The organism is Bacteroides bouchesdurhonensis, assembly GCF_900155865.1.
Classification (GTDB): domain Bacteria; phylum Bacteroidota; class Bacteroidia; order Bacteroidales; family Bacteroidaceae; genus Bacteroides; species Bacteroides bouchesdurhonensis.
The window spans coordinates 1,905,950-1,923,612 of the sequence record NZ_LT707006.1; the positions used below are offsets into that span (position 1 = coordinate 1,905,950).

A 17,663-nucleotide genomic window follows, 5' to 3' on the forward strand; every position below is an offset into this window, starting at 1 on the left:
GAGAATGCCGGAAGACTTTCAAAAGCTGGTTATTGAAGCGGAAATAGCTGCATTGCAGAAGTATTAGTCTATCATGGCTTAGATGTGCCCTATAAAAAGATAGTAAAAAGAACTCGGATTTGTGTTAAATACATCTAAGAGTCTATATTATAGTTGTTTAATTGTATCTGATTAGTTACATTTGTATGATGAAAGCAACAGATAAAAAGGATAACGATATACGTGAGCTGTATTTCTCGGATGAGTTTGCAGAGTTCTACGATATGTTGCAAGATAAAGTAAAAGCTAAGTTTGAACATACGATGGATATTATCAGAACAGAGTATGTACTTAGTACGAAGTTCGTGAAACACATGGAAAATACGGACTTGTATGAAATGAGGGTTTCTGTGAATACGAATGAATATAGAACGATTCTTTTTGCTGTTGATAATGAGAACATCATTCTTTCAAAGAAGATACTACTCTTGAATGGTTTTCTGAAGAAATCCACAAAAGACTATAGTAAACAAATAAAGATTGCAGAACGGATATTAAAAGACTTTGAGTTATGAGAAAGTTAGACGAAAATAAGTTAGCTAAGTTGCATACAGCAGGTGAGCTACTGGACAATAAATATGGAGAGGTGGGTACTGACTCTCGTACTGCTTTCCATGAGAAGTCAATAGCGTGGTATTATGGCGAGATATTGCGTGACCGCCGGAAAGAACTAAAGATAACCCAGCAAGAGTTAGCCGAAAAGGTTGGTACAGCAAGAAGTTATATTGCTCGTGTGGAAAAAGGAGAAACTGATATACAGATTTCGAGCTTCTTTCGTATTGCTCGTGCTTTGGGAATTGAGTTTACTCCTACATTTTTGTGACTATTAATAAACGATTTAAACAGAATATTTGTTTTACAATTGTTTTACAGTAGCGAAGCTAAAGAGATTCTAATCAATTGGAAATAAAGAGATTATTTTGGTGGTTTAAAATCCGCCATGAACCTCCAAGAAGGGGAAATGCTGGGTACAGAAGTGTACTCAGTATTTGTTATTTATTGACACACAGACAATTAAGCCACCTTTAAACATCTCACGTACACGTTCTGTCAGCTCCTTTTTGGTCAGGAACTTATCATTTATCAGGTCTTTTTGTTCAGCGCGAACAATCAAACGACCTTCAGTATAGGATACAATCTCAATAAAGATATGTCCTATGCGCTGGCCTTGCGAATTCATCAATTTACGTTTTGACAATCGGATATTTAATAAAACAAAATGAAGAATGCCATAGTAATGATATCCTTTTATGGAAATTGGGATTATTTATAAATTGACTTTGCAGATTTGCTCACCATTTCTCGTCTAAACCAGAAAAGCTCAACACCGATTCTATATCCCTAACACAATATTAGCATCGATATTCAATTTTCGACTTATCTCCCGGGCAACTTTCAAGGTTGGTTCACACTTTCCAGATAAGTATTCACTAACACGTGATGGACTTACGTTTAATATCTCCGATAACTTAGCCTGAGTTAATCCCATTTCATACATGCGAAGTTTAATAACATCTACTAAAGAAGGCGTTTCTATTGGAAAGTGTTCTTCCTCATACTCAGCAACCAAATCAGAGATCAAATCCAATTCAAGAAAATTCTTATCATCAGTCGGAGTATCATTGCTAACCACTTTCAGCAGTTCTTCTATTCTAGAACAAGCTGCCTTGTACTGCTTTTCTGTTTTAATTTTTGCCATATCCTTATATTTTAAGCATTTGAACAATCTTTATTATCATATTCTTTATGAGTGCCAATCCATCGAATGAATACCTTTTTAGCAGCAAACAATACGATTGCAACCAGTCTATAATCATTACCTTTTATATTAAAGACAAATCTATCATTACTCACGTAGTCTACACTGTTAAATGTCTGTTTTATATCAGCTAAACACGACCAGTCTGCTTTCTCTGTCTTCTTATACCAATCACGCAAAGGTACATCAGAGTCAACGTGTTTTAGAACATAGTTCCTTATAGCTGCAAATGATATTATTCTCATAATTTATTATTTACTGCAAATATAATAAATATATTCTATAAAACGAAATATTTTTCTGATATTCAGAATTTAATTTGAAATGAAACAATAGGCTAATTAATTAAAAGAGAGGGAATAAAAAAAGTTCCGCTCCCCGTTGTCTTCCACCTGATTCAGGCAGTGGGCGCATTAACGCTCCACACGGGACGGAACTATATCTTATAAATAAATGTGGATTATTTATTCAGAAAACAAGTTTTAAAAATGGTGTCATTATGCTATTGGCATACTTACGTTATCTTGTGGATATAGTGACACTATATGACTGGTATAGCGTCACTGTATTTATTACGCTTTTATTGTGTAATGTAGGATATGAAAAAGGCTTCCAACTCGTGGAAGCCTTCTTGTCTTAGTAATGATTTTAATGAATTGATAATGATGTTTCCGATATTTTCGAACTAATATCCTTAAGGGCATTAGCAAGAGTATCCAGTTCCTCGTTTGTAAAAGCGGCAGGTTTACCATTTATATTCGTCCCATTTATACGATGGTATAACCATGACTTATCTTTTCCGAAATAATATTTTGCAATATACGATAAGGAAATAACATTTTGTATTTCACTTAACCTTTCTTTTATATTTATGTCCGTACGTTTAACATGGCGTGCTTCACGCTTTTTAGCCATTAGTTCACGCATGATTTTCCCTGCTTCTTTTTTTTCTTCATTATTCAACGTTGAATTTAGTTCAGCAAAGTATTCATCAGCTGATTTCCTGCTTTCAGCTGTACCGGATGCAGAAATCTTATCTACTAAAATCTGAATTTTTTCTCGCAGTTCCATTATATATTTATAAATTAGTTGTTTACTGAAAAAGAGATGAAGATAATGATGGCTGATTTGAAGTAGCCCTCGAAAGGGCTATCCAAATCATTCATCTTGTTTAAGGAGATCAGCTAACTTTAAGATTAACTGATAGGCTTCTTTTACAAAATCCGCTTTAGAATACCATCCTCCTGAAAGGAGTTGTTCTTCGTATCGGAAGAGGGATCTTAATTCATTAAGTGTTTCCTCCCGGTCCTTTAGACCTTCATCATTGTCAATCATCTCTGTCTTACTAAGACGATACAAATATAATCATCTTTTGGTTATTATGCAAGTAAAATGATAAAAAAATCGAAAGGTGATTTTTATTTATTGTTTAAGAAGAATATGCCTCCGGCACGTGAACCAGGCAGAGTGAAATAGAAGTTCATCCCTAACCACAGTGTATCAGAGGCGTCTGTAATATGTGTTTTGTGTTTGTCCGGATTCTCTGGAGTATCAGGCGTACCCTCAGACGTTCTTCTCCCAGCACCTCTAAATTGTCGAATACGTCATATTCTCCGTAGAATACAGTATATTCCTTTGTTTTTCCTGGTAGTGGTTTGATTGGGGGCTGATACCTGCGTGCTATATCTAAGTCACGCTGATACTCTTTAATCATGCGCATAACATGATCGGTGAGTGGTTTACGTTTGTATTCTTGAAGTTTACGGTATAGATTTCGGATCAGATTGATATGCACCGGTGTCATTTCATCTATTTTGTCTAGGATCCATTTTCCCATGGATGCGGTCGGCATGTCAGTAGAATAGCTAACTAATAAATAAACTTCTACTATTTCGTATATGAATTTGCGAACAACATAATAGAGTTGGTAGCAAACTGATGGACCCCAAAAAAACAATTTCGTATTGAGCATCCGCTTGATACTCATTGAATAACTGATGATTTATTTGGCACTACAAATATGAGGATAATATTTGATAGTGCTAAATTATAAGTGATTTTTTCTATCACTTATCTTCATTTTCAAATTTTATTTTCGGTTCATTCAAATGATATTTTCCGTTTTTTAAAGTGAAAGAGAATACAGGCATTCCTTCTACTTCCTTTTCTACATTATTATTTATCCTAAATAAACTTGCTGTATATTCATCTCCTTCAGTGTAGAAATTGGGATGAGCATAAGTAACATCATTTTCGACTTCATCATATGCTTGCTTTTTAGCATAATGCTGGATGTCATTAGTAAATTTAATCTCATGCATAGGTATGTTTCCTACTGCTCTACTGATTTTAATTTTAAATTCTGGCATATTATACTTTTATTTGATATAAATTTATTTTTTATAATTTATCACTATTTATCAGTGAGGTTGGTTGGATAGTTACTTATAACTGATGTCTTGATAACTCTGAAATTACAGAATAAAATTAACTTAATTCACTGATATCAAATGTGCTATACTTATTATTTGTAATTCACAAACAACTTCTTACTAATTAATTACTTGACTGCTATGTGTGAATAATATAGGTTAGAAATTTACATACCCCTTTCCTCGGCATACGGAACATGGTTTATGGTAATGATTGCTGTGCGAACCACAAATTTCACAAAGACTACTCTCGTAAAGTTCTTCATTGTAGCTATAAAAAGCAGGACGTTCACGCGCTGAATTGTACCCCGTACCATGACATGAGCTACATTCACGTTGGCGAGAACTGGATGGCTGCGTGGAGTGACTCTGTGAAACGGGTGCAGCATATCCCGATACATCGCTCGAATATGCTGACTGCAATGTCGTGGCAGCTTGATTCAAACCGGATAAAATGGCCATGAACACTTCCATTCGTTGTTGCCTCTTTTCCTGCTTCCTGTTGTTCATTTCATTTTTCAACTGCTGTGCGTCATTATAGTAAACATCGTTAGTGGAAACCAAACTACAGTTTTTCACTGCTTTTGAATAATTACCTCCCTGATAGTAACATAATGCTAAAGTGTAACGGCATCCCTCTTGAAGAGGATTACTGACAAGAGATCGTTCCAAATATTCTATGGCCTCCGAATTACGTCCTGTCTCCATCAAGCAAACTCCTTTTCCATATAACGATGGTGCATACATAGAGTGCACCGCTATCACACAATCGAAGTGGTGAATGGCAGCGTTGTATTGTTTTTTCTCCATGTTTTTTTCGCCCATATTTTGGTGGTAGTCCACAAAATAAAGGCGTTGTTGCATCAATTCGTTCATTTCAGGCGATACAGCGTTCTTACCCAACTGTCCGTAGCAGGACAAAGTTTCATCGAGAGTGCGACCATAGATGTTGTAAATGTATCCATCAGATTCTTTACCGATACCTGAAACAAAAACCGGTGCCACTCCGCAACAGAAAGGTCCCTTGATTGTAATGCCCATCCGCTTTCCATTTAACAGGAGCTTACCCTGTAGATCATACACTTTATCTTCGAATTTATCGTTCACTACAATAACACCTTCGGATATAGACCTAATTATATCATATTTACAGGGTAGCACCAATTGTCCGTCGCTTCGGCAGACTCCCATTCCATTGGTGCTCGAAATGATGGCATACTCCCCTTGAAAATTTGGACAGGTGCTTATTTCGTTGACTCCACGCCGAGTAACAAGGTTGTGATACCCCCACGAAGGTCCTGTATGGTTCAATTGGTAAAACAGTAACGGCTTTCCTGCCACCTGTGTAACATAATACTCATAGACGTTCTTGGAGTAGTTTAAGATGACATTTCCCTTAGTGTCAATCAATTGTGGATGAGCTGAAGGGGAATCTTTGTTGACCATGGCAATTCCCCAAATAAAGGGGTCGGCTGTCTCATATTGCGGGCGGATGATCCACTCACCTTTTTCGGAAATATACCCCCACTTATCGCCACTCTTCACCGGCATTATACTGTCTACCCACAATAGGGGAGAGACATCGTCGAGTTCTGCTGAGATTTTCTCTCCAGAAGCATCGACCAATGTGTACTGACCGTTTTCCGGAACGACCGTAATGCCCTTCCGGTTATGTGCCAACAAGTCCATGCCGATAGGTCGACAGTTAAAATCAAAATATTCTCGTTTTTGCCCCATTATATCGGTCAACACAAAATAATTGCACAAGGAGTGACAATGAGGTCTTTTTCCGTTCAATTCCATTGATTTACCGGAGGACTTAACGTATAGGCGATTTATACCATAAATAAGGGGAGACGCATCGGTTAACAGTCCCTGAGAAATACCACTATCCCGAAACACCAACCGTCCGTCAGCGTCGAATATCAGGCTTTCTCCATCATGGGAAAATTCTATATAATCCCTACAATCTCCACCGTCGCCCATGAAGAAGTAATCGCCAAACTTCAATAGCACCTTGCCGGTCCTATCGACCAAGCCCCACTGACCTTTCTTATCTTCACAAGCAAAGCAGTTTCTCCAAGGAACGATGTTATTACACTTTTTGGATAGTATCTTTCCTTTAGCGTCTGTCAGGTAGCTGGAAAAAGAACCACCTTTTAAAATAATCCAGTTCCAATCGTCAGCATAAATGATTTTGCCTTGTGCTTTGCCGATTTCCTCACCACGCCTATTGATAATTTTGGTTTCTTTTTGATACTCACTGCCCAAGGTCGCAATACCATTGCAGAATGTTCCTGCATGGTTGTATGGGATGTTAGTCATGGCCCATTCCACTTTCTGAGCCAGCCCCCACTGTCCTCCTCCCCAACCGAGAAAAAAGCACAATAAAAAAACTTTGTGCGTGGTATACATCATTTTGTTGTAATGCGAAAGTCCACTTGCTACCAAGAAATGTCTCCGCCAAGGAAATTTTTCATTCTTCATTTTGGATTTGTATTTCTTCAAACTCCTGTTTGCTTATTTCTGTAATATCGATTAACTCACTATCATCCTGAAGTTCGTATAAACTATATGAATCGCCTTGGTTAGGTTCCATTGAAATGTATTCATGATCTTCAGTAACAATAATGCCTTTGATTACTTCACCATTGCGATAATGCATATAGTGATGATATTCAGCGGATCTGTCATAGAAATGGATATAATGTTCAATGGATTGCAGATGATATGTTTTGATTGTTTGTTGAAAAAAACGGTAGAGCTTGTCGAAGATATCTTGTGAAATAAAGATTTTGGCTTCAAAGCTGATTTGGTAGGAATGAAAAGTTTCTTCATGAATGAAAAATACACATTCTTGATCGTTCAGATATTGTTTTGCTACGGATTTTGCTGTTGTAGTTATCTTCTTCCAATCTTCTTCATAGTTTTCGGAAGGTAGAATAAAACTCATGGAGAATACCGTTAGCGGTTCATCTTCAATGTACATCAAAGCTAAAGTAAATGCTACATCTTTGCCTTGATACTCCGTATGTATATGTAGCTTGCTGTCTCTTGGCTCTTCTTCTTTAAATGTTTGTTCGGAATCTCGTTTTAAGATGTCTTCGAGAATACGAAACGATTTGCGCACTTTATTACGTTCCAGAATTTTTTTCCAATATAACCATGCAAGATATAGTCCTCCTAAAATGAAGCCTAAATCTCTTAATTCTGGTAATTCTTCACACTGTGCCCATAAGATGAACAATGCAATAAGTAGTATAATTAATATAGGTAAATTGTCGTGTCCTTTTTTCTTTCTCATTTTAGTGTTGTATTTATATTCTTTCTTTTGCTAAGATAGTTATTTATATTTGAATAGTTATGATAATCAGCAAAAAAGTACGATTTTTGTATTGAAATTCGATATTATGATCGAAAGTAAGAATATAGAAGATAAAAACAGGTCATGTTATGAATCGTATAAAAGGCATATTGTATGCAGCAGCATCTTCCTCTACTTTTGGGTTAGCTCCGTTTTTTTCTATTACGTTGTTGCTAGCAGGCTTTTCATCTTTTGAGGTACTTTCCTATCGCTGGGGAGTAGCTGCTATTACTTTGACGATCATAGGTTGGCTCTCTGGATGTAATTTCCGGTTGGACAGAAGGGATTTTATTGTCGTGTTCTGTTTGAGTATATTTCGGGCCGCCACTTCTTTTAGTTTGATTGTCGCTTATCAGAATATTGCGAGTGGAGTTGCTTCTACTATTCATTTTATGTATCCGTTGGCTGTTGCGTTAGCGATGATGTTCTTTTTCGGGGAGAAGAAATCTATGTGGGTGATTATTGCTGTTTTGATGTCACTGTTTGGAGCATCCATGCTTTCTTCAGGAGAGCTGAATGTTGGGAATGGAAATACAGCAATCGGATTAATTGGGGCCTGTGTTTCTGTCTTTTCTTATGCAGGTTATATTATCGGAGTTCGGAAGACGAGAGCTGTGCGGATTAATTCCACTGTTCTGACTTGTTATGTCATGGGGATAGGAACTATTTTCTATCTAATAGGATGTGGCTGTACATCCGGACTCCGAATGGTAACAGATGAATATACCTGGTTGATTATTTGGGGGCTCGCTTTACCGGCTACAGCTATTTCTAATATTACTTTGGTACAGGCTATTAAATATGCAGGTCCTACATTAACCTCTATTTTAGGAGCTATGGAACCATTGACAGCCGTAGTAATAGGTGTTTGGGCTTTTCATGAGCTTTTTACCATGAACAGTGCTGTTGGTATTTTGTTAATTCTATTGGCGGTAAGTATCGTGGTATTTCGGGAGCGTAGAATCGAAGGTTAGAATAGGGAGAATAAAAAATGCCGCATAAAGCGGCATTCGGTTTTGAGAGAGCCTCTTGTCGGATTCGAACCAACGACCCCGAGATTACAAATCACGTGCTCTGGCCAACTGAGCTAAAGAGGCATTTTTTCTTTTGCGGGTGCAAAGGTAAAAATATCTTTTTAATTTGCAAATACTAAGTTTACTTTTTTTATATTTGTAGTCTAACTAATAGTCATAAAAGATGAAAAGGAAAATGATGAGTGTATGTGGTATGGCGTTTTTAGCCATCGGTTTAATCGCCTGTTCCGGTCAGAAGAAAGGAACAGAAACGGTTGAAACAGTGACAGATAGTGTGAAAATAGCAAGTGATACAATTGCTGTAGAAGCAGATAATGCAGGATATATAGTAAAAGTAGGTGAAATGGCTCCTGATTTTACTATCATATTGACTGACGGTAAGCAAGTAACCTTGTCTTCTCTTCGTGGCAAAGTGGTTATGTTGCAATTTACGGCCAGTTGGTGCGGAGTATGTCGTAAAGAAATGCCATTTATTGAAAAAGATATTTGGTTGAAGCATAAGGATAATGCTGATTTTGCTTTGATTGGCATTGACCGCGACGAACCTCTGGATAAAGTTCTTGCTTTTGCCAAGTCTACCGGAGTTACGTATCCGTTGGGATTAGATCCCGGTGCTGATATTTTTGCGAAATATGCGTTGCGGGATGCAGGAATAACAAGAAATGTCTTGATTGACCGTGAAGGACGAATTGTGATGCTGACACGTTTGTATAACGAAGAAGAGTTCGCATCACTTGTAGAGAAAATCAATGAAATGCTGAAACAGTAATATTCACATTTTCCATTAAAACAAGAGGGGAAGAAATATTGAATGAGTCGAAACGCATCACTTGTATATTTCCCCTCTTAATTATTCTCTTTCAAAGTAAAGTTGTACTTTTCAAATAATACTCAACTTAGCCAAATAGTCATAGTGTTTTCCTTCCTTGACTAACTCTGCTTTAAATCCGCACTCAGAAGCATATAAACTGAGCGTCTGGAAATCTACGTATAGCCAGTCAAATGGTTCTCCTTTAATTTCCTTGTATTGCATCTGAAAATCGATCTCTCCGTAATAATCTCCGGCAAGGTCAATTAGCATACTTCCGTCTTCTTCTTCGAAAAGGTAACGCAGGTCGCTGGAATCCATCAAGATACATCCATTCGGACGCAGGATGCGTTTCATTCGTTGGAAGAAAGCCGGCATGTTACCAAGCTTTCCGATGATACCTGAGCCATTCATAAGCATTAAGATGGTATCGAATGATTCGGTGAATGTCTCATCGAAAAGATTGATGAGGCGGCAATCTTTAACACCGCGCTTTTTCATTACATCGACAGAAAGTGGTGAAATATCGATAGCACAGACTTCTTTTTCCATTTCCTGAAGTGCTAAAGCATGGCAACCGCTTCCTGCACCGACGTCCAGAATATGTCCCTTAGCCATTTGAAGGGCAGCACGCTCCAGCAAAGGCATAACTTGCATACTACGAAAAAGTTGCTTTACCGGTATTTCATCTTCATCGAATAGGGAAGAGAATACACGCAAACGATCGGCTTTGCGATGATTGAAATAATCGGCTATTGCAGCACCCATCGGGTCTTTTTCAGCAGGGAGGATGATTGTTTCCATTTTGGTGGTATAAGATTGTTTAATTGGCAAAGATAGATATTTTCGTAAAAAAAGGGTTATCTTTGCAGCTGAAAAAATAAATCACCAATAGACATGAGTATAGAAGATGCAATAATGGGGGGGATCGTTTTTAAAGGTAAGAAAGACGGTCCGAAACAAGAGGAAAAGGTGAAAACGAAAGCGAAAAAGGCAACATATATTCGTGGACAACATGGTTCTGGAGCTGCGAAGATGAAAGCGGAGATTCGTAGAAAAAGAGCTAACCGACATAAAAAATAAGAGGAAATGAATATAATTATTAGTTTATTAGTGTTTGTATTAGGATTGAAAGGCTATATTATGCTGCTTGAATTCAAACGTCTTTGGATTAGTTTAAGAGGAATTCTGGTAAAATTTGATGGTAGCGTGTATGGTAAAGTAGTGGAAGTTAATTTCTATACGAAAGAATTTTCAGGGAAGAAGATTAAGCTATGTGAACCTAAGATTGAATACAAATTAGAAGGAAAGGACGAAACATATTGTCGTAATATCAGTGCAACCGGAATATATTATCATAATGAGAAGCACGGTCTTGTATGTGGAGCGAAGAATTTCAAGGTAGGAGATAAGGCAATTGTTTATTATGATTCCAAAAATCCAGATAACTTGTTTGTCCAACCGAGGAGGCAGTTAACTCGTAAATTTTTTACTATGTTTTTTCCAGGGTGTCTATACCTTGCAATTGCTGTTGGATGGGTATATCTACTTATAAGTCAATTGATATAAAATAAATGATATAAAAAGGAGGTGTGTCAAAACTCAGGCACATCTCCTTTTTTTGATCTAAAACATTCATTTTCCTTTTTTGTCTATGCGGCTATTTTTTGCCTCATTAAACGATAAGTCGTTACATTCCCCGCATTTTGAGCCACACATGGTCTGAGAGCGATAAATATAGCGTGTACATTCTTTCCCTTTCTCGCTTTTAGCAGTTTTGCACACATTTTTTTGATATTAAATGCTATAGCAAAGAAGGCAAAGTCCATTGTAACCTTGTCTTGTCCCACATGCCGGAACCTTCTGTATGCCATGTTGTGTTTCATTTGTCCAAAAACTGCTTCCGGTTCTATACATCGCCTTCCCCTATGCCTGATGCCTTCTTCCGAGAGCAACCTTTCCCGTGCCTGCCGTTTGTATTGGTTTAACCGGTGGTTTACTTCTATAATACGGTTCCCCCGGGCTTTAAAGCAACTGCCACGCAAAGGGCACCCTTCACATCTTTGTGCTTTATACCGGGCACTTTCGGTGATGTATCCGCTCGCAGTCTTGTCACATCTGGTTCCTATACGGTTCATGTGCTGCCCCATAGGACAAACGTAATAATCCTCTTCCGCATTGTAATGGAGACTCTCCGTATGGAATGGATTGGGGGTATAACGGGGACGCCGTTCTTTATGGAAGTAGTTGTACTTGACAAAGGCTTCTATCCCATTATCTTGCATGAACCGGTAATTTTCTTCCGAGCCGTAACCGGAGTCTGCCACACCGACAGTTGGTAAGCGGTTATAGCGTTGCTCAAAGGAGTGGAAGAAAGGTATGAGGGTCAGTGTATCGGTTGGGTTTGGAAACAGTCGGAAGTCTATGAGGAATTGGTTCTCGGTACCTATTTGCAGATTATATCCGGGCTTTGTCTGCCCGTTTCTCATGGCGTCTTCTTTCATGCGCATGAAGGTGGCATCAGGATCGGTCTTGGAATAGGAGTTGCGTTCTCCAAGAGTATCAAGATGGTTGTCGTATTCCATCAACTTGTCACGGTACTCCTCAAGTTCCCGGACCTGTTTCTTCTTTTCCCGGATGACTTTCTTTTGTTCCTTGTCCTTTGTTACAGGTTGGTGTTCCAGTACCTCTTTAAGTTCATCCACTATATCTGAGAGCATGGCGGGAGTGAACTCTACGGGGGTGTCTTTGACGGAGTTCTCTTGGGCTATGGCTTCATCCACCTGCTCCAGGAGAATGCGGATCTTATCCATCAGCTTTGTACGGTTCTTTTCGACTGTCTTGCGCCAGACAAAAGTATATTTGTTGGCCCTGGACTCAATCTTGGTACCGTCGATATACTCTACGTCAAGGCTGATGAAACCTTTGTCGGCAAGGACAAGGACCAACTGCGTGAAGACGTTGTTGATTTCCTCCTTGACACGGTTACGGAAACGGTTGATGGTAATAAAATCCGGATGTTCATTACCGGAAAGCCAGATATAATGAATGTCACGTAGGAGAAGCTTCTCTATTTTGCGGCACGAATAGATATTGTTCATGTAGGCGTAAATAATCACCTTGAGCATCATTTTAGGATGATAAGGACAACGACCGGTTGCTTTATAAAGCTTCTTGAAATTGTCAAGATTGAGATTATCAACAACAGTATTAACTATGCGAACCGGATCGTTCGCTGCTATGTTTTCATCAATTCTTTGGGGAAAAAGAACTGTTTGGTTGGGAATGTAAGGACGAAAATGTAACTTTGCCATAACGAAAAACTTTATGCCTAAAGATACAAAAACTTTGGGTAATAACAAAGCCCGGGCTTGGGAAAGTCTGGGCTTTGTGCATAAAAAAAGGTTGGGCCAGCGTTTTGACACAACCTCTTTTTATATCATTATTTCTGAGGAAGAATTTCAATCCAATAATCGTCCGGGTCGTTGATGAAATAGAGTCCCATGGCGGTATTTTCAAAGCAAACACAATTCATTTCCTTGTGATATTGGCGTATCTTTTCGTAATCACCAGCTACGCGGAAGCATAAATGACTTTCGTTTTCTCCCAGTTCGTAAGGTTCCGGATGAGCTTTCAGCCATGTCAGTTCCAGTAGAAATCCGGTTTCATTATCCGTCAGATATACCAGGATGAACGAACCGTCGGAAGCTTCTTTCCGGTGATGTTCCTTTAAGCCAAGTGCTTTCTCATAGAAAGCAATACTTCTTTTCAGGTTCGTTACATTAATATTGAAATGATCGAATTTGCTTTTGATTTCCATTCTTTTTAATCCAGTTTATTTCTTCATCAAGACTTTAGTGATTTCTCCCACATAAGTGCGAGGTTGGCCGGATTTGGCTTCTTGCACACTCAGCTTCTTGCATTCAATAACAGCTGTCGGAGCTGTTTGGTTCGGAGAATAAAGCTTTAATGTGTAATTCCCTGCTTTATCCATTGCTTCATAAGGTTGATCGGCGGATAATGAACAGTAAGCAACTACCTTACCTGACTGTTTGCCTAAAGCACCACCGGCGTTGGCTGTCATGTTCGTCATATTAAATTCATCATTACCAATAGAAATCACTAATTTGCAATTCCCAATCAAAGCATATAATTCTGCTGGAATTTGTTTCAGATCCACTTCGATATAACCCGGCATATCGGCAGATTCTTTTCCGGCTGCAGTAATCTTACCACCTTGGCCTATAACCACAGGACCTGCTCCGGCAACAATGGAAGTAGCTTTATTTTCTTCCTCTTTTTTCTTCTGGGCTTTTGGACGGGTATCCGGTGCTCCGAAGGCTACGGCTACGTCAAAGAACAAGTCATCAGCAAAGTCTACAGTTTTTCTACGCCATTTTGCCATTGCGCGTACCAATTTCTTTTTGTCTTTCTTAAGAGCATACTTATCGGTGATCCATTCTTCAGCCTTATAATTTTCCGTATCGCGGTAGTTATAACGAATCTTTTCCAACTCAACGCGACAACTATTAGGCATACAAGTAACTGTAATCTGATAGTTCATCAAAGAACGGTCTAACATCAGAGCAGCGGATCTGAACACTAACCATTCTTCACCTATTCCGGCGATGGTTCCTTCTGCCTGGTTTTCATAAACCACACGACTGTCCTGATTATTATTTTCTTTCAGACGCTCTGTTATCCACTTTTTCATCGTGTCGTAGATTTGTGCTTGACTCATTCCGGGAATCTGGAATTCTTTTGAGAATACTACTTTACCATCTACTTCGGGTACAGCTCCAGCAAGATACCTGGAATCATCCCTTTTTTCTTTTTTTAAGGAACCCGCTCTCATTGCCATTGGCAAACCTACGAGAAACAGTGTAAGAAACAGAATTGTTAACTTCTTCATAATTATTATGTGTTTATTTGGTTATTTCAAAACTTTCGCCCCGGTGGGTGATGTTGATGAAACGGCACCCCGCTTCTTCGGCAAAGTTATAGAACGCGTTACCACCTTCATAATCTTCACTGAAGTGCATGGGCACAAATATAGTAGTTTTTATTTGTTCAATGAACTGTTTTGCACCTTTCATGTAATTTTTTCCCATCCTACGGTCCACAGGAAATAGTGCCAGATCGATATTCGGTGCTTTTTCTTTTAAATATTTAACTTCTGCAAGGAAGTCACCATTGGCTTTTCGTATCTCTTCTTCTGTTGATTCTTCACTCCAATGCCAATTGTTCAGGTCGCCGGCATGGAAAATGCTCCACCCTTGCAAATGAAGCAGGAATGAACTTCCTACATCCGTTGAGCCGAAAGCGTCGATTCGAATCGTATCGTCTTCGTATGTTTCCCCTTTTTGTAGATAGATAGCATCTTCGGCTTTCGCACGATGATGTTTTAGGATGTCTTTAGAGAAAATATAGTGGATATCAGGACGCTGTTCTTTCCAGCTTAGGATTTCACGATTGAAATGGTCGGGATGAAAATGAGTGGACAATACATACAATTTACCCAGTCTATTAAGCAGGTAGTCATGAACAATTCCCCGGTCTCGTTCAGTTTCCGAAGAATCTTTGTAGTAGTCTATAATCACAGTTACGCCTTCGGCTTCGATGGCGAAACCACTATGGTAAATATAATCCAGTATCATACACTGTTCATTTATAGGTTGCAATATTAAGTATTCTAATTGGAGTAGCCAAAAAAAATCGACGAAATCAGGGAGCAAGTCGACTGATTTTCCAACTGCCTTTTGACTCGAGAGTATATAGAAAACGATCGTGTAACCGGTTAGGTCTTCCTTGCCAGAATTCCATTCTCGTTGGAGTAACGGCATAACCTCCCCAATTCTCCGGTCTTTCTACTTCTTTACCTATCCATCGGGCTGCTTCTTGTACGAAGCTACGCATCAATTGCATCCGGTTCGCGATAGGTCGGCTTTGTGGAGATATCCGCGCTCCGATTCGGCTTTTGTAAGGTCGCTGGCGGAAATACTCATCCGATTCTTTCGGAGAAACTTTCGTTGCCTTTCCTTCTATATGTACTTGCCTTTCGAGTTCGTGCCAAACGAAAGAGAGGGAGATGAAAGGGTTGTGTGCTAACTGCTTTCCCTTTCGACTGTCATAATTCGTATAAAAAATAAATTTTCCATCACTCAGCCCTTTTAGCAATACAGTGCGAGTAGACGGTTTGCCATCTGCCGACACTGTACCTACAATAACGGCTGTCGGCTCATTTACTCTAGCGTCGATTGCTTCTTGCAACCAACGGTCGAAAAGCAAAAGCGGGTTGCCGGGAAGTTCGCTTTCCCTCAACCCGCCTTTGGTATATTCCTGCCGGATACCGGCTAGATTTATTTTCATAATTGAATAGTTACGATTGACATGTTTATTCTACATCGGTACTTCGATCAATAAGATATGTGAATCTTTTAAAGTCTCCAATTCGAAACTCATAGTGTCATAGATTCCTATTCCGTCACGACGTTTCAGAACTTCACCGTCTACAACGATTTCTCCTTCAATGAGGAAAATGTAGACTCCGGCATGACTTTGGTGCATATGATAACCAAGTTTCTTTCCGGCTTCTATTTTACCGATAGAAAACCAAGTATCTTGTAATAACGAAGCAGGAGTACTTCCGTCAGGCGATACGATAACAGCCAATTCATTGGGACGTTCCAGATCCCGGATATTGAAATCCTGATAAACGGGGCGGGTATTCCGTTCTCTTGGCATAATCCATATCTGTAGAAATTCTACTGGTTCTACGGGGCTGGCGTTCATTTCACTATGAAAGATTCCTGTTCCGGCACTCATTACCTGAATGTCTCCAACAGTGATAATCCGGCTGTTTTTCTTGCTGTCTCCATGTTGTAGATGTCCTTTTAGCGGGATGGAAACAATTTCCATATTTTTATGAGGATGGGTCTGAAATCCTTTTCCGGGTGCTACTTTGTCGTCATTCAATACACGAAGCGCACCGAAATTGATGCGGTCGGAATCGAAATATTCATCGAAGCTGAAGGTATGATAACTATCCAACCAATCATATTCCGAATGTCCTCTTGTTTCTGCTTTATGTATTACTTTCTTCATAAATCTCTCCTTTTTTAATGTTTATATGTTTTTTAAACAATAGGAGAATTAGAAAAGTTCTACTTCTTCACTTCATTTAGCAAAGGCTTATGATTGATGAAGTCTTTAATATTTTGTAATGTTGTCATGGCGATGTTCTCCATTGCCTCCTTAGTAAAGAAAGCTTGGTGGGAAGTGACAATCACGTTGTTGAATGAAAGTAGACGTGCCAGTACATCATCGTCGATAATACGGTCGGATTGGTCTTCATAGAAGTATTCGCTTTCTTCTTCATATACATCCAATCCGGCAGAGCCGATCTTCTTGTTTTTTAAACCTTCAATCAGGGCATTGGTATGAATTAATTGTCCACGACCAGTATTGATAATCATTACACCATCTTTCATTTTACTGATAGAATAGTCATTGATAAGGTATTTGGTCTGTTCGGTAAGGGGGCAATGAAGAGAGATAATATCAGAGCTATGGTACAATTCATCCAACGAAGTATATACGATCTGTTCTTCACGGGCAAAGTTATGGTCCGGATAAAGGTCATAGGCTAATATATTCATACCGAATCCTTTTAGAATATGAATCAGGATTTTGGCAATTTTACCCGTACCGATGATACCCGCTGTCTTTCCATGCATATCGAATCCCATTAATCCGTGAAGCGAAAAGTTCCCGTCTTTGGTACGCCAGGTGGCACGTGGTATCTTCCGGTTTAATGATAACATGAGGGCAACGGTATATTCGGCTACAGCGTAAGGTGAATAGGCCGGTACGCGCACCACGGTAATGTTGTTTATCGCTGCTGCATTCAGGTCTACATTATTGAAACCGGCACAGCGCAAGGCAATTAACTTTACTCCGTTAGCAGCCATTATGCGTATAACTTCAGCGTCGGCGACATCATTGACAAAAATACATACGGCATCTACTCCTTGTGTAAGGAGTACATTATTTTTATTCAGATGTCCTTTATAATACCGGAGTTCAAATCCGAATTCTTTATTTTTATTGTTGAAAGAAGCTTCATCGTAGGGTTTTGTTCCAAAGAAAGCAATTGTATAAGCCATAATGATCTGTTTTTATTATGAATAATAAACGTCCGGGTTAGCTGATTTGTTCATCTTTAAGT

At 39.0% G+C, this 17,663-nt stretch carries 23 protein-coding genes and 1 tRNA gene; 7 read left to right on the forward strand and 17 right to left on the reverse strand.

The window, feature by feature from the left end:
• The first annotated feature begins 188 nt into the window (after window positions 1-188).
• Both CZ225_RS07645 and CZ225_RS07650 read left to right on the forward strand, forming a co-directional pair.
• Window positions 189-554, forward strand: a complete 366-nt coding sequence (locus CZ225_RS07645; RefSeq protein WP_077155742.1) for a type II toxin-antitoxin system RelE/ParE family toxin — start codon at window positions 189-191, stop codon at window positions 552-554.
• Entirely contained in the window at window positions 551-862 is a 312-nt protein-coding gene (locus CZ225_RS07650; RefSeq protein WP_077153632.1) for a helix-turn-helix domain-containing protein, read from the forward strand. The genes CZ225_RS07645 and CZ225_RS07650 overlap by 4 nt, the downstream gene beginning before the upstream one ends.
• 159 nt (window positions 863-1,021) lie before the next feature.
• Here the strand turns inward: CZ225_RS07650 and CZ225_RS07655 are convergent, their stop codons facing one another.
• The 3 genes from CZ225_RS07655 to CZ225_RS07665 all read right to left on the reverse strand — a co-directional run bounded on the left by CZ225_RS07655 (window position 1,022) and on the right by CZ225_RS07665 (window position 2,043).
• Window positions 1,022-1,219 (reverse strand): hypothetical protein, encoded by a 198-nt coding sequence (locus CZ225_RS07655; protein ID WP_077153633.1) that lies wholly within the window; start codon window positions 1,217-1,219, stop codon window positions 1,022-1,024.
• Between the two features lie 153 nt (window positions 1,220-1,372).
• Window positions 1,373-1,738, reverse strand: a complete 366-nt coding sequence (locus tag CZ225_RS07660; protein ID WP_077153634.1) for a helix-turn-helix domain-containing protein — start codon at window positions 1,736-1,738, stop codon at window positions 1,373-1,375.
• 11 nt (window positions 1,739-1,749) lie between these two features.
• The gene (locus CZ225_RS07665; protein WP_077153635.1) at window positions 1,750-2,043 is read right to left on the reverse strand and encodes a type II toxin-antitoxin system HigB family toxin; all 294 of its coding nucleotides are present in this window, start codon (window positions 2,041-2,043) and stop codon (window positions 1,750-1,752) included.
• 254 nt (window positions 2,044-2,297) lie between these two features.
• Here CZ225_RS07665 and CZ225_RS23655 point away from each other — a divergent pair, with 254 nt between their 5' ends.
• Window positions 2,298-2,438, forward strand: a complete 141-nt coding sequence (locus CZ225_RS23655; protein WP_159441761.1) for a hypothetical protein — start codon at window positions 2,298-2,300, stop codon at window positions 2,436-2,438.
• Window positions 2,439-2,446: 8 nt separating this feature from the next.
• On the opposite strand, the gene CZ225_RS07670 is transcribed toward CZ225_RS23655, so the two are convergent.
• From CZ225_RS07670 to CZ225_RS07690, 5 genes are all read right to left on the reverse strand, one after another.
• Window positions 2,447-2,869 carry a DUF5053 domain-containing protein gene (locus CZ225_RS07670; RefSeq protein WP_077153636.1) on the reverse strand — a complete coding sequence of 141 codons (423 nt, stop codon included), beginning with the start codon at window positions 2,867-2,869 and terminating at the stop codon, window positions 2,447-2,449.
• Window positions 2,870-3,284: 415 nt separating this feature from the next.
• On the reverse strand, window positions 3,285-3,635 hold the full coding sequence (locus CZ225_RS07675) for a hypothetical protein (protein ID WP_234983018.1): 351 nt from the start codon (window positions 3,633-3,635) through the stop codon (window positions 3,285-3,287).
• A 229-nt stretch (window positions 3,636-3,864) separates the two neighbouring features.
• Window positions 3,865-4,167: a hypothetical protein gene (locus CZ225_RS07680; RefSeq protein WP_077153637.1), complete on the reverse strand. Its 303-nt coding sequence runs from the start codon at window positions 4,165-4,167 to the stop codon at window positions 3,865-3,867.
• Between the two features lie 222 nt (window positions 4,168-4,389).
• Window positions 4,390-6,717 (reverse strand): WG repeat-containing protein, encoded by a 2,328-nt coding sequence (locus CZ225_RS07685; RefSeq protein WP_077153638.1) that lies wholly within the window; start codon window positions 6,715-6,717, stop codon window positions 4,390-4,392.
• Window positions 6,707-7,534, reverse strand: a complete 828-nt coding sequence (locus CZ225_RS07690) for a hypothetical protein (protein WP_077153639.1) — start codon at window positions 7,532-7,534, stop codon at window positions 6,707-6,709. The genes CZ225_RS07685 and CZ225_RS07690 overlap by 11 nt, the downstream gene beginning before the upstream one ends.
• Window positions 7,535-7,683: 149 nt before the next feature.
• On the opposite strand from CZ225_RS07690, the gene CZ225_RS07695 reads away from it, so the two are divergent.
• Window positions 7,684-8,568 carry a DMT family transporter gene (locus CZ225_RS07695; protein ID WP_077153640.1) on the forward strand — a complete coding sequence of 295 codons (885 nt, stop codon included), beginning with the start codon at window positions 7,684-7,686 and terminating at the stop codon, window positions 8,566-8,568.
• A 49-nt stretch (window positions 8,569-8,617) separates the two neighbouring features.
• Here the strand turns inward: CZ225_RS07695 and CZ225_RS07700 are convergent.
• Window positions 8,618-8,691 (reverse strand) — tRNA-Thr (locus tag CZ225_RS07700).
• A 100-nt stretch (window positions 8,692-8,791) separates the two neighbouring features.
• Between CZ225_RS07700 and CZ225_RS07705 the strand changes: the two genes are divergently transcribed.
• Window positions 8,792-9,397 carry a TlpA family protein disulfide reductase gene (locus CZ225_RS07705; RefSeq protein ID WP_077153641.1) on the forward strand — a complete coding sequence of 202 codons (606 nt, stop codon included), beginning with the start codon at window positions 8,792-8,794 and terminating at the stop codon, window positions 9,395-9,397.
• A gap of 111 nt (window positions 9,398-9,508) precedes the next feature.
• Here CZ225_RS07705 and CZ225_RS07710 read toward each other — a convergent pair whose 3' ends face one another.
• Window positions 9,509-10,240, reverse strand: a complete 732-nt coding sequence (locus CZ225_RS07710; RefSeq protein ID WP_077153642.1) for a class I SAM-dependent methyltransferase — start codon at window positions 10,238-10,240, stop codon at window positions 9,509-9,511.
• Between the two features lie 93 nt (window positions 10,241-10,333).
• Between CZ225_RS07710 and CZ225_RS07715 the strand changes: the two genes are divergently transcribed.
• Both CZ225_RS07715 and CZ225_RS07720 read left to right on the forward strand, forming a co-directional pair.
• Window positions 10,334-10,519 (forward strand): hypothetical protein, encoded by a 186-nt coding sequence (locus CZ225_RS07715; protein ID WP_077153643.1) that lies wholly within the window; start codon window positions 10,334-10,336, stop codon window positions 10,517-10,519.
• Window positions 10,520-10,525: 6 nt separating this feature from the next.
• Window positions 10,526-11,005 (forward strand): DUF3592 domain-containing protein, encoded by a 480-nt coding sequence (locus CZ225_RS07720; protein WP_077153644.1) that lies wholly within the window; start codon window positions 10,526-10,528, stop codon window positions 11,003-11,005.
• Between the two features lie 83 nt (window positions 11,006-11,088).
• Here CZ225_RS07720 and CZ225_RS07725 read toward each other — a convergent pair whose 3' ends face one another.
• The 7 genes from CZ225_RS07725 to CZ225_RS07755 form a co-directional block, all read right to left on the reverse strand.
• Complete coding sequence (locus tag CZ225_RS07725; RefSeq protein ID WP_077152662.1) at window positions 11,089-12,750, reverse strand: IS1182 family transposase; 1,662 nt, start codon at window positions 12,748-12,750, stop codon at window positions 11,089-11,091.
• A 128-nt stretch (window positions 12,751-12,878) separates the two neighbouring features.
• Window positions 12,879-13,256 (reverse strand): VOC family protein, encoded by a 378-nt coding sequence (locus CZ225_RS07730; protein ID WP_077153645.1) that lies wholly within the window; start codon window positions 13,254-13,256, stop codon window positions 12,879-12,881.
• Window positions 13,257-13,271: 15 nt separating this feature from the next.
• On the reverse strand, window positions 13,272-14,348 hold the full coding sequence (locus CZ225_RS07735; protein ID WP_077153646.1) for a DUF4468 domain-containing protein: 1,077 nt from the start codon (window positions 14,346-14,348) through the stop codon (window positions 13,272-13,274).
• A gap of 13 nt (window positions 14,349-14,361) precedes the next feature.
• Window positions 14,362-15,093: an MBL fold metallo-hydrolase gene (locus CZ225_RS07740; RefSeq protein WP_077153647.1), complete on the reverse strand. Its 732-nt coding sequence runs from the start codon at window positions 15,091-15,093 to the stop codon at window positions 14,362-14,364.
• Between the two features lie 67 nt (window positions 15,094-15,160).
• On the reverse strand, window positions 15,161-15,805 hold the full coding sequence (gene pdxH, locus CZ225_RS07745; RefSeq protein ID WP_077153648.1) for a pyridoxamine 5'-phosphate oxidase: 645 nt from the start codon (window positions 15,803-15,805) through the stop codon (window positions 15,161-15,163).
• Between the two features lie 30 nt (window positions 15,806-15,835).
• Complete coding sequence (locus CZ225_RS07750) at window positions 15,836-16,540, reverse strand: pirin family protein (RefSeq protein ID WP_077153649.1); 705 nt, start codon at window positions 16,538-16,540, stop codon at window positions 15,836-15,838.
• A gap of 59 nt (window positions 16,541-16,599) precedes the next feature.
• Window positions 16,600-17,601 (reverse strand): 2-hydroxyacid dehydrogenase, encoded by a 1,002-nt coding sequence (locus tag CZ225_RS07755; RefSeq protein WP_077153650.1) that lies wholly within the window; start codon window positions 17,599-17,601, stop codon window positions 16,600-16,602.
• Between the last annotated feature and the right edge of the window lie 62 nt (window positions 17,602-17,663).